General features: G+C 39.4%; 17 protein-coding genes. 5 read left to right on the top strand and 12 right to left on the bottom strand.

Annotation, left to right across the window (positions count from 1 at the left end):
* Positions 1-164: 164 nt before the first annotated feature.
* Positions 165-536: a cyclic-phosphate processing receiver domain-containing protein gene (locus ACFRAK_RS15905; RefSeq protein WP_192204817.1), complete on the bottom strand. Its 372-nt coding sequence runs from the start codon at positions 534-536 to the stop codon at positions 165-167.
* Between the two features lie 338 nt (positions 537-874).
* On the opposite strand from ACFRAK_RS15905, the gene ACFRAK_RS15910 reads away from it, so the two are divergent.
* Positions 875-1,054 carry a hypothetical protein gene (locus tag ACFRAK_RS15910; RefSeq protein ID WP_387598596.1) on the top strand — a complete coding sequence of 60 codons (180 nt, stop codon included), beginning with the start codon at positions 875-877 and terminating at the stop codon, positions 1,052-1,054.
* A 179-nt stretch (positions 1,055-1,233) separates the two neighbouring features.
* Here ACFRAK_RS15910 and ACFRAK_RS15915 read toward each other — a convergent pair whose 3' ends face one another.
* Positions 1,234-2,022, bottom strand: a complete 789-nt coding sequence (locus ACFRAK_RS15915) for a FadR/GntR family transcriptional regulator (RefSeq protein WP_394572056.1) — start codon at positions 2,020-2,022, stop codon at positions 1,234-1,236.
* 503 nt (positions 2,023-2,525) lie between these two features.
* On the opposite strand from ACFRAK_RS15915, the gene ACFRAK_RS15920 reads away from it, so the two are divergent.
* From ACFRAK_RS15920 to ACFRAK_RS15935, 4 genes are all read left to right on the top strand, one after another.
* Complete coding sequence (locus ACFRAK_RS15920) at positions 2,526-3,914, top strand: FAD-binding oxidoreductase (RefSeq protein ID WP_387598590.1); 1,389 nt, start codon at positions 2,526-2,528, stop codon at positions 3,912-3,914.
* A 4-nt stretch (positions 3,915-3,918) separates the two neighbouring features.
* Complete coding sequence (locus ACFRAK_RS15925) at positions 3,919-4,893, top strand: bile acid:sodium symporter family protein (protein ID WP_387598587.1); 975 nt, start codon at positions 3,919-3,921, stop codon at positions 4,891-4,893.
* A 45-nt stretch (positions 4,894-4,938) separates the two neighbouring features.
* Complete coding sequence (locus ACFRAK_RS15930; RefSeq protein ID WP_387598579.1) at positions 4,939-5,124, top strand: hypothetical protein; 186 nt, start codon at positions 4,939-4,941, stop codon at positions 5,122-5,124.
* A 477-nt stretch (positions 5,125-5,601) separates the two neighbouring features.
* Positions 5,602-5,823, top strand: coding sequence for a hypothetical protein (locus ACFRAK_RS15935; protein ID WP_387598576.1), 222 nt, complete (start codon positions 5,602-5,604; stop codon positions 5,821-5,823).
* 261 nt (positions 5,824-6,084) lie between these two features.
* On the opposite strand, the gene ACFRAK_RS15940 is transcribed toward ACFRAK_RS15935, so the two are convergent.
* The 10 genes from ACFRAK_RS15940 to ACFRAK_RS15985 all read right to left on the bottom strand — a co-directional run bounded on the left by ACFRAK_RS15940 (position 6,085) and on the right by ACFRAK_RS15985 (position 21,073).
* Entirely contained in the window at positions 6,085-6,882 is a 798-nt protein-coding gene (locus ACFRAK_RS15940; RefSeq protein WP_387598573.1) for an HAD family hydrolase, read from the bottom strand.
* Between the two features lie 435 nt (positions 6,883-7,317).
* Entirely contained in the window at positions 7,318-8,115 is a 798-nt protein-coding gene (locus ACFRAK_RS15945) for a tyrosine-type recombinase/integrase (RefSeq protein ID WP_394572057.1), read from the bottom strand.
* A gap of 1,739 nt (positions 8,116-9,854) precedes the next feature.
* Entirely contained in the window at positions 9,855-10,832 is a 978-nt protein-coding gene (locus tag ACFRAK_RS15950) for an NAD(P)H-dependent flavin oxidoreductase (RefSeq protein ID WP_387598568.1), read from the bottom strand.
* A gap of 72 nt (positions 10,833-10,904) precedes the next feature.
* Positions 10,905-12,791 carry a sigma-54-dependent Fis family transcriptional regulator gene (locus ACFRAK_RS15955; protein WP_394572058.1) on the bottom strand — a complete coding sequence of 629 codons (1,887 nt, stop codon included), beginning with the start codon at positions 12,789-12,791 and terminating at the stop codon, positions 10,905-10,907.
* Between the two features lie 212 nt (positions 12,792-13,003).
* Positions 13,004-13,780 carry an acetoin reductase gene (locus ACFRAK_RS15960; protein ID WP_387598563.1) on the bottom strand — a complete coding sequence of 259 codons (777 nt, stop codon included), beginning with the start codon at positions 13,778-13,780 and terminating at the stop codon, positions 13,004-13,006.
* 22 nt (positions 13,781-13,802) lie between these two features.
* Positions 13,803-15,185, bottom strand: a complete 1,383-nt coding sequence (gene lpdA, locus ACFRAK_RS15965) for a dihydrolipoyl dehydrogenase (RefSeq protein ID WP_387598560.1) — start codon at positions 15,183-15,185, stop codon at positions 13,803-13,805.
* A 17-nt stretch (positions 15,186-15,202) separates the two neighbouring features.
* A complete protein-coding gene (locus ACFRAK_RS15970; protein ID WP_387598557.1) occupies positions 15,203-16,423 on the bottom strand; it encodes a dihydrolipoamide acetyltransferase family protein in 1,221 nt (406 codons plus the stop codon).
* A 102-nt stretch (positions 16,424-16,525) separates the two neighbouring features.
* Complete coding sequence (locus ACFRAK_RS15975) at positions 16,526-17,563, bottom strand: alpha-ketoacid dehydrogenase subunit beta (RefSeq protein ID WP_387598554.1); 1,038 nt, start codon at positions 17,561-17,563, stop codon at positions 16,526-16,528.
* A 21-nt stretch (positions 17,564-17,584) separates the two neighbouring features.
* On the bottom strand, positions 17,585-18,577 hold the full coding sequence (locus tag ACFRAK_RS15980; protein ID WP_387598552.1) for a thiamine pyrophosphate-dependent dehydrogenase E1 component subunit alpha: 993 nt from the start codon (positions 18,575-18,577) through the stop codon (positions 17,585-17,587).
* A gap of 507 nt (positions 18,578-19,084) precedes the next feature.
* Positions 19,085-21,073, bottom strand: a complete 1,989-nt coding sequence (locus ACFRAK_RS15985; RefSeq protein WP_387598549.1) for an acetoacetate--CoA ligase — start codon at positions 21,071-21,073, stop codon at positions 19,085-19,087.
* Positions 21,074-21,138 lie beyond the last annotated feature (65 nt).

Genomic DNA, 21,138 nt, shown 5'->3' on the forward strand with positions numbered 1-21,138 from the left:
TCAAAAATACATTGATCTTTTAGAAACGATATTTTACATATTACGGCTGTTGTCGAGATGGTCTTACAATAATCTTCAAATTGATTTAAAGCAAAAAGAATCGTTTCCGTAATACGATCTCAAAAGCATCCTATAATTTTTCCATGAAATGTAATGAGCAGAGTTTACCTTATATCTATATAATGTTGCAGAACCTTTGACGGGAAGAATTTGAGGGGCAGGGGGCGTAAGGAAACAATTATGGAAGAGGGCATTGTTAAATTCCGTTGTGCTTGCTTTAAACAGTTATACATTGCCTTACCGCCAATTGAATTAGCAGAGTGAATAGTGATTCGGTTAGCAAAAAGTTTTTCTTTGACCATCTTTTGAACAAGCATAAAACCATTCCTAGTTTTATTTAATAAATCATGGTCCAAAGAGAGGTGTTCAATATCAAAGTTTTGCAATAGCTCTATACATTCGTCAATAGTCTCGACTAACACATAGCCATCGGGAGCTTTCCGATAGTCATCCAGAAAAACGCTGATTTTCTCCATTTCTTATACTCCTTTCCTTAGAAAAGTGTGATTAATAAAAGTCAAAAAACCCTAAGAAAATTTGGTTTTATATATTAAGTCTAACATAAAAATGTATGAAGGGGACATTTTCGACGTTAAAGGCTAATATACGACAGCCTTTTTTTATAAATATTCTATATACTTATCGTTGTATTTCTTCAACCACTCCCTTATGAAACTCAGTTGCATGATTTCGAAAAGTTTAGTAACTCCCTCTAAATATTCCTTGTGAAATAAGGTACAAAACTTCTACTTAAAAGTTAATAAATGTAATAATTAGGGTAAAAGGTAGTATCTTGACTAAAAGGAGAAGTGATATGTTACATCCAGAAGAGATTTTCCTTGTACTAAGGGACGAAACGCTGCTGTTGGAGTTAAAGGAACAAATAAATGACTATCATATTTTCTACTTATCAATGATTAATGATCAGCTTTCATTGATTGATAATGCTCTAAAAGAGTGTAACGCTGATTCCTGCACTATATCAAAAGGGTAAAACTAATATTTACCATTTTACATATAAAGGGAATCAAATTTTCAACTATAAATAACCAATTTAGCGCCCTCTGAGAAAAGGCGCTTTTTTATGTCAAATTTAATTGGTCTTCGATAAAAAATCAATTAGCTAATTCAAGAGGTATACCTCCATGTTCCATTAGTTATCGCAAGCGGAATTTATTTATCACCTTCAGCATTACGATGATGGTCTTTTTCATTTTGATAAGCAACAATTTTGGCATCATCTCCAATGCTTTCAAGTGTAGCTTTGGCCATCTGTTCTCTAATGCGAATGATATGGGCGTCCATCAGTTGTTTGGCTTTATCCGCTTCCTTTAATGCGATAGAATAGTAGATTTCTTTGTGTTCTTGAAGCGTTTCTTGAAAATGACCTGGCTTTGCGAAACGATGCCGTCTAGTGGCACGAATAGTATCTTTCATTTGATCACTAAGGGTATGGACCAATCCAGCAAATATGGAATTGTTTGTGGCTTGTGCGACACTATAGTGAAACATCAAATCTGCTCGCAAGCCTAATTCTTCATCATGTTCCGAACGTGCCATTTCTTCTAAAGCATTAAGAATATTTTGTAAATCCAGGGAGTTTGCTCTTTGTGCAGCAAGAAAAGCACACTCGGTTTCAATCACTCGACGGACCTCAAGCATTTCATAGACCATATTGTCCTTAGCTTTGATGATTGAGTTGGATAGCTGTTCGATCAGGAACTTAACATCAGATTGTCTGATAAATGTCCCGTCACCAGGTCTGACCTCAATGACTCCGTTAATCTCCAATACTCGAAGGGCTTCCCTGATTGATGTTCGACTCACTTTAAAACGATTGGACAACTCCCGCTCAGGGGGTAATTTATCCCCAGGTTTCAATTCACCGCTAATAAAAGATTCCTTAATTTGATTGAAGATGATTTCGTACACTTTTGGGGATTTAACTGGTATAGAATCCATTACTTCCTTCACATCCTTCAATAACAACAAGTTGGTACGACTAAGTGGAATCATCTTAACAAGCATTCATTAATGAAGCAAGAAGATAATTTCAGATCTTTCTATTGGTTAGACCAATTTTGTTAATATATTTTACTTGATTTCAGTCAAAACCGTTCTTTTGGCAATTGAAGGCGATTCATCTTTTGTTTAGAAGGTAGGAAAACCGCCTATAACGCTGTCAAAATAACCATTTATTTATAGAGAAAAGTAATATATATATAATTGTTGAAAAAGTCAAAAAATTTAGTATAATGTAAATTGGTTAGACCAATTATGAAATGAGCAAAAATGGTCTAGGTCAATCTATTCATAAATGGAAGCGATATCATTTTAAGATTTTTAGGGAGGGGGATTCATTCAATAGTTGAAGCTTTGAAGTAGAAACTTAATCTTGGTATAGGTGCGACCAAAGCTTTTGATATGACAAAAACGGATGTTATAGCAGAAAGAAGGAGAATCGAATGGAAGCAACTAGTGTAAATTTGATCAACGCTTTAAAGGAAGTTCTTTCGGAAAGTCAAGTAACAGTAAACCAGACAGTGAGAGAATTGCACGGCAGAGATGAATCATATCATGCTGTAAGTCTTCCCGATATTGTTGTATTTCCAGAAACAACACAGCAAGTTAGTGATGTTGTGAAATTGGCCAATTTGCACAAAATCCCGATGGTCCCTTTTGGATTGGGATCAAGCCTCGAGGGCCATATCATACCGTACAATCATGGCATAACCATTGACTTTTCACTAATGAATAAAATCCTTGAAGTGCGAGAAAACGATTTTCTCGTAAAGGTGCAGCCTGGCGTAACGCGTTCGCAACTAAATAAAGAATTGAAAAAATATGGGTTGTTTTTTTCCGTGGATCCTGGAGCTGATGCTACTCTGGGCGGAATGGCGGCAACAAATGCCAGTGGAACGACATCAGTTAAGTATGGTGTGATGCGTGACCAAGTCCGTGATCTTGAAGTGGTTCTTGCAGATGGTTCGATTATACATACTGGCAATTTGGCAGCTAAATCGTCATCAGGTTACCATCTAAACGGTATTTTTGTTGGTTCTGAAGGAACCCTTGGCTGCTTTACGGAATTGACGTTGAGAGTTTACGGAATCCCTGAGCACGTTATGGCGGCAAGAGCATCATTTCCTGCATTGAATCATGCGGTAGAAGCTGTTGTATCCATTTTGCAGTCAGGTGTTCCAATTGCAAGGGTGGAACTTGTCGATGAACCATCAATGAAGCAGGTTAATCTCTATAGTGATACAAGCTATAACGAAGCGCCTACACTATTTTTGGAGTTTCATGGTAATGAAGCAGGGTTGAAGCAAGATGTAGAGTTCACTAAAGAAATAGTAGCAGAACATCATTGTCTCGATTTTGAATTTGAGGCAGATAATGCTGCCAGGAACCGCCTATGGGAAGCTCGCCACAATCTTGCCTACGCTTATATTCATGGCTATCCTGGAAAAAAACTGATGGTGACTGATGTCTGCCTTCCGATTTCAGAGCTGTCTGGTGCAATTCAGCATGCAAGGGAGGCTGTTGATTTTTTGGGCCTTACCGGTGGGATTGTCGGCCATGTAGGCGATGGAAACTATCACGTACTCTTAATGATTGATAACAAAAATCTAGAAGAGATTAAAAGAGCAGAACAGCTAAATGAACAAATTGTCCTGTATGCCCTTGAGCGGAACGGAACATGCACTGGGGAGCACGGAGTCGGGGTCGGTAAACAAAAATATCAGAAAAAAGAACATGGGAACTCACTGTTTGTGATGGAAAAAATCAAAGTAGCCCTTGATCCAGATAATTTATTAAATCCTAGTAAAATATTTATGCAAGAAAGAGTGTGATGAAATGAAGGTATTAGAAGCGTTCAGTGCATTAGCCGGAAAATATTTTGCTGTTTGGGTTATCTTAATTTCCGTCATCGCCTTTATTTTTCCAGAGCCATTTTTGGGATTGGGAGGCTATATTACGATATTGCTAGGGGTTGTCATGTTTGGAATGGGGCTTACTTTGAAGGCAGTTGATTTTAAAATCATCATCACTAAACCACTGCCCGTGATAATTGGAGTTTGCGCCCAGTTTATCATCATGCCATCTGTGGCATTCCTTATTGCGAAACTTATGAATTTGCCAGCCGAATTAGCTGCAGGTCTGGTTTTGCTAGGCTGTGTACCGGGCGGAACAGCCTCTAATGTTATGGTATATCTTGCAAAAGGTAATGTACCTTTGTCGATAGCTATGACCTCGGTATCAACTTTACTGGCACCAATCATGACTCCGCTGCTTCTGCTTTTGCTGGCAGGACAATGGATGCCGGTCGATTTTTTTGATATGTTTAAGTCGATTATACAAGTCATCCTTCTTCCGATTGTTTTAGGTTTGGCCATTAAGCGGCTTTTCCCGGTAATAGTTGAAAAAAGCTTAACCGTTTTACCGCTAATTTCGGTAGCAGCCATTATTACGATTGTAAGCGCAGTAGTCTCAGGCAACGCAGCTAGCATCGCTACATCCGGGTTCCTTATTTTCACTGCCGTGATGCTTCATAACGGATTTGGACTGCTGTTTGGTTACTTGACAGCAAAAGTGCTTGGGCTTGATGAAGTCAATAGAAGAGCGATTTCGATTGAAGTGGGCATGCAGAACTCCGGGTTAGGCGTTGCGCTTGCTACGGCACATTTCGGCCCGCTGGCAGCACTTCCAAGTGTCCTGGCTGCTGCATGGCACAACATATCAGGACCAATTCTTGCGACTTACTGGTCAAAAAAACATGCTGGCGTCAGTATAGAGGAAGGGACAGTCCAGCCAGTAGAGAACAAGCTTTAATAATATTGAAATGAAAAAGATCCTATGCTCCCAGCAGGGATTTTTTTGCTGTTGCCATATTTTCCAGGCGGGGAAGTGGAGGGGCAAATAACCATGCTGCTTGAATTCTTGAATTCATCTAGGAAAAAGAGAGTCATTCTGTTAATGCTCTCCTACAGCAAGCATGAAGTAGCAATAGCTTTAACAGGCAGAATACAAATATCAAGAAAGAAAAAAATGATAAAGTTCTAGAACAAAATCATGAATTAATTGATATAATTAGCGATCTTTTCATAGAAGGTTCCAAGTGACAAAATCATTCAAAAAGACATTAAGATATTGAGATGAAGGAGGGGGAGGGTTCTAATTTCCCTATTACTCGAACTACAAATCGTTCTGATTTTCTAAATGAACTTGCTCCCATATTAAACCCACTGTTTCTTTGCGGCTGATTCTTGAAGTTTCAAGTCAAATAAACATTAATTCATCATATTTTAAGCACAAATTGCGACGTTGTAGTGTACCGTGTATTTGTCGAGTCCCATTGCGATTGGAACAACAAGTGGATCTCTGAATATGAATCACCCTGGAGTTTGGAAGGTACTTTTTGGTGAATATAAGAGATTTTGCTGAGTTTACATTGGACTATTTTTCATCAATTACTTTAACCGATATTGAGTAATCTGTTTTAAATGGAAAACCAACCATAAATAATGAAATGGTAAAAGAATGGTTAGAAGAAAACAGAGATTTTTTTTTGATGATACTTTTCATATGGTACTAAAACAATTTGTTGATGATTTAGGTGCTATGCCAATTTGGTTTTGGGATAAAAAATTTCAAGAGGATGTGTCAGAGGGATTCAAAAGATATTTTGAGGAAAATTCATATTTTCTCGATTTTTTTACAAATGCTTATTTGGCGAGTTTAGAAGAAGATGGGCTTCGATAACTTAATAATGATCTTTAACGTTACAACAGAAATATGCTTATTCAGCTAACGGGTGTATAACTTCAATAAGAAGAAATGCTTTTTTACTACACCAGCTAATAGAGGTTATTTTTTTATTGTATTAAAGGGTGCGAATATTGATAATTAGGAGTAATTAGCAATTCCAAAACAGCTGATACTGTTAAAAACCAACATAAATGAAAATGTTCAAATGATGAAGATACACTATCTGATGATAAAAAAAGGGATTTTAAAATAAATCTAAATCACATATGAATTATATGATTTATGAAGATAAGTTTCTATAAACTCAGCCAATCCATCATTTTCGTGGTGTCCTGTAACAAAGTCAGCAGCTGCTTTAACCTCTTCGCTAGCGTTCCCCATTGCCACGCCAGTACCGACATGACGAAGCATCTCTATATCATTGGGTCCGTCTCCAATGGCTACGACTTCGCTTGGACTAATTCGAAATTCTTGAAGTAAGTTTTTTATAGCAGACCATTTGGAAACATTAGGAGCAACCATTTCAAACCCGTCATTCCAATTGATGACCTCTGCTTCGTTTTTAAACAAAGCGGATAATTCAGGTCTTGGTGCACCTGTTCGAACACTATATTTAAGAACATCTTGATAATTTGCCTGTCTTAAATCTCCAATGTAACGTGGCGGAATTTGCCCAACTTTTGTCCAATAATCGATTTCTTCATTTGTTTCCTTACAATAAAGCCCATTTACTGTATGGATAATAACATTACAAGAATTTTCAGCGGTCTGCTGGTGGAATCGTTCTTCGTTCAGTCGGACGGTTTTCATTTGCATAGCTCTTCCTGTCTCTGCATCGTGAATAGCGGCACCATTCAAACAGATCATTGGAGTTTGTAATCCAATTTCTTTATGGTAGGGAGCGGTTACTTCATAGTGTCGACCAGTAGCTAGAAAAACCTTGACTCCCTGATTAATGAGCCTATAAATGGCTTCCATATTTCGACGGGAAATGTTATTTGAGGCCTTTAGTAGTGTACCATCCATATCAATAAATATTGCACGCACATCCATATATACTGCCTCCTCATCGTTGGTAAACCAATCATATCATCTGACTATTAAAGTCTTGTAAACTCAGTGTACAGATTTAATAAAGTTTATTGGGAAGTAAGGGACGGCTCTATGCAAGATAAAAATATTATTCCATTAAGGGGTGCTATTGTTGAATAAAACTTAGATTTTTATACGAATTTATTGTTATATTTTTTAGTGTAGTGAAGTATCTTACATATTAAATTAAACGACATATATAGCATTAAGAGTCAAAGATGGTAAAGCAGATATTATGAACGAGCCAAAGAGTGTAAATAATAATTGCATGATAGCTAACAAGAAGAGCCATAACACCAAATTCCAAAAGTGAAACCAAACTTATTATTTTGTTCAAAGTCTATATGTGTATACATACTGGTCGTAGCAAGACTTTCATGGCCTAATAATTCCTGTTTAGGTTCTTAAATCCACTTTATCTTTGTTTTCTTGTAATAGTAAGGTAGCAAACGTATGCCTTAAATGATGAAGAGAAAATCGGTGAGCGGGTAAGCCAGCCCGTTCTAGAATCTCCATAAATATTTTGAGCAATCCACGAGGATTTAAAGGCTTATTTTTTCGATTATAAAAGTTCGGTTCACTGTAATGTTTTTGCTGCTCCAAAAGGGTTTCTTGATAATCTTGAAATATCGGTAAGACAATGGGATGAAGGGGGAGGAGGCGTTCTTTTCTTCCTTTTCCTCGAACTAAAATCGTTTGATTTTCTAAATTAACTTGCTCCCATGTTAAATCCACTAATTCTTGGCGTCTCATTCCAGTTGTTGCGAGTAGTTTAAACATTAATTCATTCCTAACTCTTTGCGGTCGCAGATCATGTTCTACATAGGTAAATAATTTGTGTAGTTCTTGTAAATATTTAGGTGAATTCTTATCTGCTTTAGGTGCTTGAATACCTGCTGTGAAGTCAGACTTCATGTTATTTTCTTTTAAACTATATTTACTAAATGATTTTAAGCACGAAATGCGGCGTTGTAGCGTTCTTGGCTTAATACTATGATTGATGACCTGATCTTGCACAAAACGACGCACACTGGACGACGTGAGCTCATCTAAGTCTAATGATCGATTGTTAGCAATTAAAAACTCACCGTAGAGCTTTAAATCCAATGCGTAACTAGTTAAAGTGTTCAAGGAGTAATTTTTCTCAACTTCTAAGTACATGAGATAATCATCCGAAGCTTGAACGTATTTCATAATTATCAGACCTCCTGGGAATTATTCGGTCCAACCCAAGGAATTATGTTCGTAACCATTTATCATGAGAACTAACCAACTTATAGGAAGAACCCAGATAGTTATCGGAAGCAGTATTGAATATTATAGTCAACTTGAGCCAAGTTAGGGGACAATAATGAATCATATGGGAACTTGAAGCTGAGACCACTTGGTACTATTATGTTTGTTTCTAGTTAACATAATATATATTATAGGAAGTTGTATTTTTATTGTTAATATTATCTCATATCTTAAGAATACTTAACTTAGTGAGACGGAATGCGAATTCTTAAATTGATGCACTACAATTATTTATTAAAATCTTTTTATCTAATTACTCATTGTTAACTAATACTTTAAGTAAATATTGTTACGTTTATTTAGAAAAAATGATTGATCTTCAATTTTATATTGGATTAAATATTGGCAGTAACTTTTGCTTGGATTTAAGCTAATTTTACAATGAATTAAGTCCCATAATATTTAATTCTCAAATGTCAATTAATATTCTGATTTTTATTCTCAATCGTTATTTATCTGTTATTATAATTGCAAATATTTTTTGTTTGTCGCTATTTTGTTATGATTACGATTAATCACTTTAGTTCAATTATTTAATACACTTAGTCATTTGACTCTAAGGATTTCATAACAATTCTAAACTATATTAGTTTTCCATTCAGTAAAAACCGGTGGTATTTTTCACTTTCTTCCTTTTTCCGTCCGTTTAAGGACTAATACATGTCCATTTGGATTACATAGTCATCGGAAGTCATAATATCATAATTGCTCCTATCTGAACCAATTCAGCATTTCTCGATACAAAGAATTAGGATAAACCTTCTGTTGTTGTGTGTGAAGATATAGACATGAAGTAATAAAAGGTTCCCCCTTCTATCACAAACGCTGCTACTCTGAATGCCTTTTTATTCATGTTGTCATTAATAATTCTATATTTATCAAAACATTATGCTTAACTGATCTGATCTATCAATTTTGTTATTCTGATATATAAAATATATGGCAATATGAGAAAAATCACGGGTTAACACTTCTAAAAAGTTTTATCAATATAACTTTACTGATAACAACTCCAAGGGTCTTCAACTTGAAATTCCCGCTTTTTCTTCCTGAAAGTCATAATAGGCACCTCTATTTAGCAACATAATCTCTCTTTTAACTTATAACTGCCTATATTATGAATAATCTTTAATAAATGATGATTCATCCGCTCTGTTTTAAACTTATTTTAAGTAAAGATTGCGATTTTATGGAACTGCTTTCATAATTGCAACAACATGCATCAAATCAAATGGTTATAAGGTAAACCTTCAAATCGAATTTGTTAAAAAACACTTCCTACCTACAGCCCTTCAACAATCATTTCTTTGATATCATGAGTGCAATTCATCTATCTGTAAATCGTAAAAGTCGATTTTCACATATAAATGTTTAAAAAGTTTCAGAAATCAAGGCAGATTATATAAGTTAATGCCAGGTGATAACATATTTTTATATAACGGAATAATAATCTTATGTAAACTCTAATAACGAAATGTTGAGGAAAATTGGAAGCAAGTTATTGATTTGGGTTATGTACCTATTTACTTTCTTGAATACGCATTTCGCTTTAGAGTTCGATTAAACCCAATTTCCCATCAACCTATATAAAAGGAACACGAAATAGCACTTGATCTCATGTTCCTGATACGTTATGTTTATGTTCGAATGGATTCGATACGGTTTTGGATGAATTCGAACGAAGTTTTTGCTTCATCGATGATTTGTGTTATTAGTTCATTGACGGTCAATATTTCTTTTATCAGTCCTACAGATTGACCGCATGACCAGATTCCTCCGTCTAAATTCCCTTCAAAGTACACGTTCTTGCTTCGTTGTCCCGTAATTAGTGGAATCAATTCCTCTATAGTGGCACCTTCATTTTCAAGTTTGTCCACTTCTTTACTGATGGCATTTAATGCAACACGCGACGGACTGCCTATATTCCGTTGGATGACAACCGTATCCATTTCATTGGCAGATATCATCCACTTCTTTACGTTATCATGGATCGGCGCTTCTTGCGTTGCCATAAAGCGAGTTCCCATGACAATTCCTTCCGCACCGAGTGACAAGGCACTAATTAGGCCTCTGCCATCCGAAAATCCTCCGCCTGCTATTACTGGAATAGTAACGGAGTCAACGGCTCTAGGGAGCATGACAAGCGTTCCTACATCCCCCATGCCTGGATGCCCGCCTGTTTCATTCCCTACAATGATAATGGCATCGACTCCTAATTTCTCTGCTGAGATTGCGTTTTTGACGTTCGCTACCTTATGTATCACGGTAAAGCCGTGCTCTTTAAGTTTGGGCATTAAACTTTCTGGGCTTCGGCCACTCGTTTCAACAATTTTTATATCTTCATCAATTAAAATATCAATGAACTCATCATTCGGGGTTGCCGTTTGACTTGGAAACAAGTTCAGGTTGACAGCAAAGGGCTTTTTGGTCAAAGTTTTCACTTTGCGTATTTCATCACGGAGACCTTCTGGTGTCACCTGTGTTTTCGAAGTAATGATGCCTAGTCCTCCCGCTTCTGACACGGCGGCTGCGAGCGGGGCTCGGCCAACTTGAAACATCCCGCCGCAAATAATCGGATATTCAATCCCCAATAATTCAGTAATTTTTGTTTTCATTTGCCATACCCCTTTCGTTTTCCACGAATATCCATCAATCCACTCTACTTACTTAATGTACACACGCCATGTCTATATACCATACTTATGGAGCCGCTTATAAAATGTACTTCTTGGTATATCCATCAACTTTGCTGCAGCCGTTACATTCCCTTTTGATTTTTGTAATGCCTCTAGCATTAAATCCCGTTGAATTTTTTCACGGATCGTCAGTTCATTTCCCTTATTGCCTTTTTTACCAGGTTCCTCCCATGAAGGGAAATCATCTTGCCGGGTAATGGGCAGTGAATGCATGGAATTCAGCACTTCAACATAATCCAGAGGTCCTTCTGCAAGTAAGATGGTCAATCGCTGAAGTACATTCTGCAGTTCTCTAATATTGCCTGGCCAATTGTAATCCTTTAAACGATTCAATAATTCTTCCGTTAATGGAATATTCCAATTATTCTTCGAGCACAAGTAGTTAACTAGATAAGGAATGTCTTCAATCCTTTCCCTCAAGGGCGGTACATGAATGGGGTAAACGTTCAACCGATAGTATAAATCCTTCCGAAAGGACCCTTCATTGACAAGCTCTTCAAGATTACGGTGTGTTGCAGTGATAATGCGAATATCAAATGAAATGCTTTTTGTGCCACCGATTGGAACGATTTTTCTTTCCTGGAGTACACGCAGCAAGGCGACTTGCATCGCTGAAGGGATTTCACCGATTTCATCGAGAAAAATGGTCCCTCCATTTGCTTGCTCGAATTTCCCTTTGTGCCCTTGCCGTTTAGCCCCAGTAAAAGCACCATCGACATACCCGAATAATTCACTCTCCATTAAATCTTTAGGTATGGCCCCGCAATTTATCGTGACGAACGGTCCTTTTTTACGAAACCCATTTTCATGAATGGCCATGGCAATTAGCTCTTTCCCGACCCCTGTTTCACCAGAAATATACACATTTGCTTCTGTCGGGGCAACAAGCTTAACTTTGTGTAATGTATTATGAAAGGCTTCGCTAATCCCGCTTTCCCCTTTGAAGGCGAACCTTTCTGCAGGCAATGAAACAGGGAAAAGCCGATTGGTTTCATGACCATGATTCTCGGATAAGAATAAACACTTACCTGAAACTCTATTATCCTCTTTGGATAGAAGCGGATTTTCCTTTACGATTCGATATCCATGATTTAATAGATCGGCCAATGCCATACCAATGGATTGAGGAATTTTTTTACGAATCTGTTTACTGGCGGAGATTATCATTTCTTTATGGTTACAGACGATAAAAGGCAAATCCGGGTAGGTCTCTGAAAGTTCTATCGAGTGCTGGGTCAGTGCCAGCTCCTTTTTATAGGAACGCATTCCCATTTCCTGTTCGATTGTATACGCCAAACTGGCTACCATACCCAGCATGGAGGGATGGAAATAATCTACTGGACATGATATATCCAAAACTCCCAATATCTTACCGTCTTCATTTAAAATGGGCATGGCAGAACAACTCCATTTGTGTGAGGCAATTGAATAGTGCTCGGTACCTTGGATCATTACGGCTTCACCCGTTTTCAAGGCTGTTCCAATCGCGTTCGTTCCGACCTCCCCCTCCGTCCAGCATACGCCCTCCACAAAATTTATTTTGCCCGCCTCCTCGAGGATTTTCTCGCTTCCGGAAAGTGACAGGACATATCCATCCGGATCGACCAATAAAGCCATCATTCCAGATTCTTTTATCGATTGATTCATCCTAGTTAATTGGGGTGATGCCACCTCTAATAGGAAGGAGTTCTTTTCTCTTTGAATGTCCAATAATTCATTCGTCAAAATGTGTTTGCCTTTATTAAGGTATGGATTGACCTGTTCTTTTTTGCAGCGATGCCAGGATTCCATTATTCGCTTGTTCAAACGATTTGAATCGAGAACCCCTTCACTTACAAAGCGTTCCCATGTGCGTAGATAACAACTAGTGGATAGCATAAAATCCTCCTCTAATCATTTGGTTTAAACCTGCATTTGACCAGTCAATCTAGAGGAAAAATACCATGGAGTATAAAATAGGATGTTAATCGAGGTCCATTTAATTATAGTAGATTATGTATCCGCTTACAATATATAGATTTAGTTTACACAAAAAGCATCATGTGATCATTCACACGATGCTTCTCCATCTAAAATATAATGAGTTAGTTTTATGAAAATATAACCCCGCCATCAATCATGATGGATTGCCCTGTCATATAATCCGAATCCGGTGAAGCAAGGTAAGATACGAATTTCGCAACATCTTCTGGCGTTTCGGAGCGTCCTAAGGTTATGGAATCTGTAAACTTTTTAAATGTTTCACCTTTAGCAAGATTCATATATTGACCCATTTTTTCATCGATTAAATCCCACATTTGCGTCCCGACAATTCCTGGACAGTATGCATTCACCGTAATGCCAAACTGGGCCAATTCCTGTGCTGCCGCTTGTGTAATGCCTCTTACGGCAAATTTTGTGGCCGAGTATGTACCTAGTAAACTAAAGCCTTTGTAACTGGCGATGCTGGCAGCACTTATAATTTTCCCGCCTTCCTGCTTTTTCATTTGTTCAGCAGCAGCTTGGAGGCAAAAGAGGACACCATTTACATTTATATTGAAAATCTGTTCCAGATCCTCTTGAGTTACTTCCAATAGAGGCTTTATTTGAGCAATACCTGCATTTGAAACCATAACGTCCAGTTGTCCAAAACGTTCCACAACTTGTTTCACCATTTCGAATACTTCCCGTCTATTGCTTACATCCGCTTTAACGGCAAAGCTTTCACGCCCAATTTCCCTGATCTCATTCACGACTGATTCAGCCGTATCCAGATTGACATCATTAATGACCACATTCAATCCATCTTGAGCTAATCTTAATGCAATGGCACGTCCGATACCGCGTCCTGCACCAGTGACTACCGCCGTACGTTGACCGCTAGCCATATAAAAATCCCCCTTCTGGTTTTTACGAATGCACAGCTTGACCTTCAACGTTCAAAAAAGCTTCATGAATGGATTCCGACAAGGTTGGATGTGCCGCTACAAAATCACCCATCATATCTGCCGTTATTTCTGCATGCAGCATCAGCGTACCTTGGCCAATCAATTCTGTCGCATGCTGACCAACAATGGTAAAGCCTAGAATTTCATTATATTGTGGGTTCACTAGGACTTTGACCTTTCCTACCGGTTCATTGGAAAGGATCGCTTTCCCATTTGCCGAAAAAGCGAATTCACCAACTTTAATTTCCCCATATTTTTTACGCGCTTCTTTTTCGGTCAAGCCTACACTGGCAATCTCCGGGGAGGTATAAATGCAGCGAGGGATTGCCCGGTAATTCACTTGTGCAAATTGACCACAGGCATTCAGAGCCGCAACTCGCCCTTCATGAAAAGCAACATGGGCAAGTTGTATGCCCCCTATCACATCACCGCAGGCATAAATCGATGGATTGCTTGTTTGCATTCGATTATCCACGGAGATGCCAAGTCGGGAAAAATCAATATCATTTCCCTCTAAGCCCATTTCGTTCACTCTTGGTTTTCTCCCTATTGATACAAGTACGTAATCTGCATGAAGTTCTTCCGATTCGCCATTGCTTTTCTCCAAAAATACCGTCTTACTGGTTGCATTGATGTTTTTGACAGATGTGGAGGTATGGACCGTTACGCCTTGTTTTTTCAATTCTCCATGAAGGATGCTCGTAATATCATCGTCTTCCCCCGGAAGCAGCTTTGCCCCCATTTCGATAACGGTAACCTTGGTGCCCATCCTGCTATAAATACTGGCAAATTCACATCCGATGACGCCGCCTCCGACAATTAGCAACGACTCGGGAATGGCAGGAAGTGACATGGCCTGGCCACTGTGGATGATCCATTCACCATCAAACGGCGCAAAAGGTAAAGGAATCGGTTCGGACCCAGTTGAAATGATGATCTTACTAGCTTCAATCTCTTCATTTTTATTTCCGTTCTCGATCCGCAGTCGATGGCCCGTCAGGATAGACGCCCTTCCCTGAATGACTTTTATTTTATTCTTGTTCATTAAATATCGAATGCCGTTCACTAGTTTAGATATGACATCTCTCTTTCGTTCCTGTACGGTATCCCAATCGACTTCAATCAAATTGGAGGGCAGGCGAATTCCCATATGCCCGGCATTTTTCACCAGGTCATACGTATCGGCACTTTTCAATAATGACTTCGTTGGCATACAGCCTTCGTTTAAACAGGTGCCCCCCAATGGTCCGTCGACTACCAATATGACTTCCTCATCCTGCTGGGCGGCAGTGATTGCCGCTACATACCCTGCAGGACCGCCGCCTAAAATAGCTATACGATTCAAGAGCTTTCCCTCCTTTTCTATAAAATCACGGTGATCGGCTCTTCTAAATACCGTTTAAGTGTTTGTAAAAAGGCAGCAGCAGGTGACCCGTCAAGTACACGGTGATCAAACGTTAAACTGAGTGGCAAGATCGTTCTCTTCTCCAATTCTTCGCCAATATAACGCGGGGTATCGTAAGCAGAGCCAATTCCAAGTAACCCCGTTTCCGGTGTATTGAGAATCGGTGTAAAATGCTCAACTCCGTATGCCCCAAGGTTACTGATGGTAAAAGTGGACCCTTGCATGTCTTCAATGGGCAATTGACTGTCACGCGCACATCGGGCCAATTCCTTACCCTTTTTCGATAACTGTCTTAGGGTACAATTTTCGGCATTTCTTATGACGGGAACAACAAGCCCCTTTTCCAAGGCCACCGCTAATCCAAGATGGATTTGCTCATACAAAATGATGTTATCTTCAATATAAGCACTATTCATTTTAGGATGCTCTTTAAGTGAAAGCACCACAGCCTTGGCAACAAAGTCCGTTATCGTCAATTTAGTTGATTCCTGTTTTTGTAGCGTTTCAGTAGCCTGTTTTTGCAAAATGACTAAATCAGTGACATCAACTTTCATCGTTAGAGTTAATTGGGCACTGCTTTGCAGGCTCTCTTTCATACGTTTTGCAATGATATTCCTCATGCCGGTAACAGGGATCTGCTGCCGACTCTCTAAAGTAGATTGGGGGGAAACTATTCTTTCTTCTGTATTTGCCGACATGGAATCCCCTTTTTCGATTACTTTCTGTACATCTTCTTTTGTGATTCTTCCACCTGGCCCGGTGCCTTGAATCTTCTCAATGTCAAGATTCGCTGCCTGTGCCATTTTTCGTGCAACCGGGGTGATCATCAAACGATCTCCCATTGGCAAAATGTGTGACTCTTTTGTTTTCGGCTTTTCTTGTTCAGCAATTATCGACTGAGTCTGTTCAGCAACATGATCATCGATCACTATTTCTTCATTCGGATTTCCGATATGACAGATAACGGTTCCTGGAGGTACTCCTTGTCCTTCTTGAACAGCTATATTTAGAATCGTACCTTCAGCAGGAGATTCAATATCCATTTCGATTTTCTCTGAATTGATGCTGGCTATTGCTTCACCTTTTTCTACTGAATCCCCAACAGCCTTACTCCACAACGAAACAGTGCCTTCTTTCATTGCCATGCCTAATTTCGGCATTACTACTTCGACCGCCATATCTTTTTTCTCCCTTCAGATTGGTTTCTGTGTCCACCATTGGTTTGTTGCTCCAACTTTTGCAGTTCTATGCGAAAAAGCTGGAGCATGCATCATATTGATTTATTTCACCCCAAGAATGGAAGGCTCCCCCAATAATTCTGAAACGACTTGTATAACTTTTTCTGATGTCGGAAGGTAAATATCTTCTAGCGGTGGAGAAAAAGGTACAGGTGTATGTGGTGCTGTAATCCTCTTGATTGGCGCATCGAGCGTGTCAAATCCCTTATCAGCCACCAGTGCGGCAATATCGGTTGCGACGCTGCATCTTGGGTTCGCTTCATCGATCACGATCAAACGATTTGTTTTTGCCACAGAGTTGAGAATCGATTCTTCATCCAGTGGTGACAAGCTCCGCGGGTCGACAATCTCGACTTCAATCCCTTTAACAGTAAGTTTTTCAGCAGCCTCCATCGCGGTGTGAACTTGTTTACCGATGGCAACGACCGTCAAATCTGAGCCTTTCCTTTTAATTTCAGCTTTGCCGATCGGGATTGTATAGTAGCCTTCCGGAACCTCCCCAACCATGTTGTATAACGTTTTATCTTCAAAAAAGATGACGGGATCATTATCTTCTATGGCTGAAAGTAAGAGCCCTTTTGCGTCATAGGGGGATGAGGGAACAACGACCTTCAATCCAGGAATGCTAGTGAACAAGGCATAAAGGCTTTGTGAATGCTGCGCTGCAGCCCTGAACCCTGCGCCATGCATCGTACGGATTGTCACGGGAACCTGTGCCTTTCCTCCAAACATATAGCGGAACTTCGCACCTTGATTCAATACTTCATCCAAACAGCTGCCAATGAAATCATTGAACATTAACTCGGCAATCGGTCGTAAGCCTGTCGAAGCGGCTGCCATGGCCGCTCCCATATAACCTGCTTCCGCAATGGGTGTATCAAGGATTCTATCGCGGCCAAACTCTTGAACCAATCCTTTGGTGACACCTAAAACACCACCCCATGCTTCGTCATCCTGCAAATGATCAACCTCTGCTCCTCCGGCTACATCTTCTCCCATAAGGATGACATTTTCATCTTTTCTCATTGCCATGGCCATTGCTTCATTTATTGCTTGTGACATACTGATTTTTCTACTCATCTCAATTCCTCCTTTTATCATTTAATAGGATACATAAACATCTTTTAATAAATCGGAAGCATCTGGATATGGGCTATCTTCACTGAACTTAACTGCTTGTTTAATAGATTCCTCAACGGCAATCTCAAGAGAAATCAGTTCTTTTTCCGCCAGCAGATTCTGTTTGAGTAAGTAATTCCTAAACAGGGCAATCGCATCTTTCTCTTGTTTATGCTCCTTTTTATCTTGTTCTTTTTTATATTTCTGTGCATCTCCCTCGAAGTGTCCATAATTACGATATGTAACACATTCGATCAATGATGGACCTTCTCCCCTGCGAGCCCTCTGAACGGCTTCTTCGGCAGCCTTATACACAGCCAGCACATCTTTCCCATCCACTCGGACACCCGGGATATTGTAGCTAATCGCCCGATCGGCTATCGTTTTACAGCTAGAAGCATAATTGAATGGCGTTGCCTCCCCATACCCATTATTCTCTGCGATGAATATTACGGGTAGCTTCCAAATTGCTGCCAGATTTATACCCTCATGGAATGTCCCATGATTATTGGCACCATCACCAAAAAAGCAAACACTAACATGATCGGTCTTTTTATATTTCGCAGTTAATGCTGCACCGCATGCGAGCGGAAAGCCTCCGCCAACTATCCCGTTTGCACCTAACATCCCTTTATCCAAATCGGCAATATGCATGGAACCGCCTTTTCCCTTGCAAAGCCCTGTCACTTTCCCATAGATTTCAGCCATCATCCCGTTTAGGTCACATTCTTTTGCAATACAGTGGCCATGACCCCTGTGAGTGCTTGTAATGCTGTCCTTTTCGGAAAGGTGAGCACATACTCCAACAGCTACCGCTTCTTCCCCAGCATATAAATGGACAAAACCTGGTAAAATCCCTTTTGCAAAAGATTCATGAACTTGGTCTTCGAATTTCCTGATCTCCAGCATTTTTTTGTACATCCAATAAGCCCTGTCCTGTGATAACTTTATTTCATTCGATTGAACCGTTTCCATTTTTTAGCCCCCAATCATTAATAATGAGTCATTCTTTATATTGATATTGCAAATGCCGTGCCAAGATGGGAGGTCGCTAAAATGAGGATTTTATCTATTTTCAGTCGAAACAAAACGAGACAAAATGAGATTGTTGTCTCGTTTTGTCTCGTTTTGTTTAAATAAATTATCCCAATTCAATCATCACTGAAGTGAAAAAATGGTTTGAATGTGGAGGCAGCCTGTTTATGGAATAAATTCTTTATGAACCATTTATTTAGTGTCGGTACTTACTAACATGAATTTTGGTAATTATTAATTAATGAATACTAGAATTACTTAGGTGAGTGGCTATAAACAATGAAAAAAATCAAAAATTATTTATCTGAAAGAGTGGATATAAGGAGAAGTTAAAAATTAAAATTAGCAATTGATCATGATTATGATGCTATTTTAGATCTATTTGCTTTGTATTTATAAATTTATCCAGAAACGAAAAAAGACGGAACTTTACGCTCCGCCTTCATGCTAGAATATTTTTTTCTCATTCAGCTCGAGAGCTAATTTTTTAAAGAACTGTAGCGATTCTGGATTTCCCATGGAGTCTGCATTCACTACCTTATCAAACTCGAACCCTAATAACACTTTCCGAATCGGAACTTCCATTTTCTTTCCGTTCAATGTTTTTGGAATTTGTTCAACGACATGGATTTGGTCAGGAATAAAGCGAGGGGACACATGCCCTCTGATTTGTTCCTTGATTTTTGCCGTCAATGCTGTATCCAGGGTTTTACCGGGCTTAAGAACAACGAACAGCAGCAGTGAGGAACCGCGGCCAAGCACTTCCCTATCAATGACAAGGCTTTCCATCACCTCGTCGATCGCTTCGACGACCCGGTAGATATCGCTAGTTCCCATCCTTACACCAGAACGGTTGATGGTCGAGTCGGAACGTCCATAAATGATACAGCTGCCCTTGTCGTCAATCTTTATCCAATCACCATGTTTCCATATGCCAGGATATGTATCGAAATAACTCTCGTAGTATCTTGACCCGTCTTGATCATTCCAGAAGTATAGCGGCATGGACGGCATCGGTTTGGTAATGACCAATTCACCGACTTCATTAATCAATGTTTGACCATGCACATCAAAGGCTTCCGCACAAACCCCTAATGCCCTTCCTTGTATTTCTCCGATTCTCACGGGCAAGGTTGGGACACCGCCAACAAAACCGGCACAGACATCAGTTCCTCCACTGGATGAACTGAGCCAGATATCCTTCTTGACATTCTCATACACCCATTTATAACCGTCGCCAGACAATGGAGCTCCAGTGGAAAAAAGAGACTTCAATTTGGATAAATCATATTTTCCCATCGGTTTGTTACCTAATTTCATGGAATTGGTAAGGAAAGGTGCACTTGTTCCAAAGAAAGTCATGCCTGTATCTTCCGCCAATTCCCAAAGGGCATCCATATTCGGAAAAGAGGGACTGCCGTCATAAAGGACGATGGTCCCCTCATTAAGCAAACCGCCCATAAGGAGATTCCACATCATCCAGCCTGTCGTCGTAAACCAGAATACAGTATCCCCGGAAGTCATGCCTTGATGGATTTTTGTTGATTTAAAATGCTCCAATAATATTCCGCCATGCCCTTGTACAATTGGTTTTGGCATCCCGGTTGTACCTGATGAATAAAGGATCCACAGCGGATGATCGAACGGAACACTTTCAAAAGATAATTCTGCCTTTTCTTCTAAAAGGTCATCCCAAGGAATCACATCTTCTAGATTCACTTCCAAAATCTTTTTTTCTATGTAAGGAACCAAAACGGTATGCTTGACAGTGACCAATTCCTGTATAAGCTGTGAGACGACTGATGTTTTATCATATACATTTCCATTGTACTGATACCCATCAACCGCCAGTAATACAACCGGTTCAACCTGTTTGAAACGATCTATGACACTTCTTGCCCCAAAATCAGGTGAGCAACTGGACCAGATGGCACCTATGCTTGCTGTTGCCAAGAAAGCTATGACCGCTTCAGGAATATTCGGCATATAGGCAACAACACGGTCACCGGATTTCACACCAAGTTTCCTTAATGAATGGGCGACAGAAGCTACTTTTTCTTTCAGCTCTTTCCAGCTGACCTCTTGCTTCCTGATATGTTCTGAACGAAAAAAAATCGCCGTTTTCTCTTCTTGATCATTCAATAATGCATTTTCAGCATAATTAAGCCTTGCCCCCTCGAACCATTTCGCACCTGGCATGGATTGCTCGGCTAATACCCTATCATATTTCCTGGCTGCTTTTACATCACAATATTCCCAAAGTGAAGCCCAAAATTCCTCCAGTTCATCTACCGACCATTTCCATAATTCATGATAATCATGAAATGTTAAACCTTTCTTTTCTTTTAACCATTTCACATATTGAGTCAATACCGTTTGCTCGATTTGTTCCATTGTCGGTTCCCAAATGATTTGCCCATCAGTAAGCGATTTCATTTCGTCATCTCCCTTAGGTATCAAATGCGTTATTGAATCATTTCATAATATTGGTATTTTACTTA

Source organism: Peribacillus sp. NPDC056705, assembly GCF_043656335.1.

Excerpts from the sequence above, each read along its gene's own strand:
- ACFRAK_RS15970 (WP_387598557.1), bottom strand. The coding sequence starts at position 16,423 with ATGGCGGTCGAAGTAGTAATGCCGAAATTAGGCATGGCAATGAAAGAA.
- ACFRAK_RS15910 (WP_387598596.1), top strand. The coding sequence starts at position 875 with ATGTTACATCCAGAAGAGATTTTCCTTGTACTAAGGGACGAAACGCTG.
- ACFRAK_RS15960 (WP_387598563.1), bottom strand. The coding sequence starts at position 13,780 with ATGGCTAGCGGTCAACGTACGGCGGTAGTCACTGGTGCAGGACGCGGT.
- ACFRAK_RS15925 (WP_387598587.1), top strand. The coding sequence starts at position 3,919 with ATGAAGGTATTAGAAGCGTTCAGTGCATTAGCCGGAAAATATTTTGCT.
- ACFRAK_RS15935 (WP_387598576.1), top strand. The coding sequence starts at position 5,602 with ATGGTTAGAAGAAAACAGAGATTTTTTTTTGATGATACTTTTCATATG.
- ACFRAK_RS15920 (WP_387598590.1), top strand. The coding sequence starts at position 2,526 with ATGGAAGCAACTAGTGTAAATTTGATCAACGCTTTAAAGGAAGTTCTT.
- ACFRAK_RS15985 (WP_387598549.1), bottom strand. The coding sequence starts at position 21,073 with ATGAAATCGCTTACTGATGGGCAAATCATTTGGGAACCGACAATGGAA.
- ACFRAK_RS15955 (WP_394572058.1), bottom strand. The coding sequence starts at position 12,791 with ATGCTATCCACTAGTTGTTATCTACGCACATGGGAACGCTTTGTAAGT.
- ACFRAK_RS15940 (WP_387598573.1), bottom strand. The coding sequence starts at position 6,882 with ATGGATGTGCGTGCAATATTTATTGATATGGATGGTACACTACTAAAG.
- ACFRAK_RS15950 (WP_387598568.1), bottom strand. The coding sequence starts at position 10,832 with ATGAAAACAAAAATTACTGAATTATTGGGGATTGAATATCCGATTATT.
- ACFRAK_RS15905 (WP_192204817.1), bottom strand. The coding sequence starts at position 536 with ATGGAGAAAATCAGCGTTTTTCTGGATGACTATCGGAAAGCTCCCGAT.
- ACFRAK_RS15945 (WP_394572057.1), bottom strand. The coding sequence starts at position 8,115 with ATGAAATACGTTCAAGCTTCGGATGATTATCTCATGTACTTAGAAGTT.
- ACFRAK_RS15915 (WP_394572056.1), bottom strand. The coding sequence starts at position 2,022 with ATGGATTCTATACCAGTTAAATCCCCAAAAGTGTACGAAATCATCTTC.
- ACFRAK_RS15980 (WP_387598552.1), bottom strand. The coding sequence starts at position 18,577 with ATGGAAACGGTTCAATCGAATGAAATAAAGTTATCACAGGACAGGGCT.
- ACFRAK_RS15975 (WP_387598554.1), bottom strand. The coding sequence starts at position 17,563 with ATGAGTAGAAAAATCAGTATGTCACAAGCAATAAATGAAGCAATGGCC.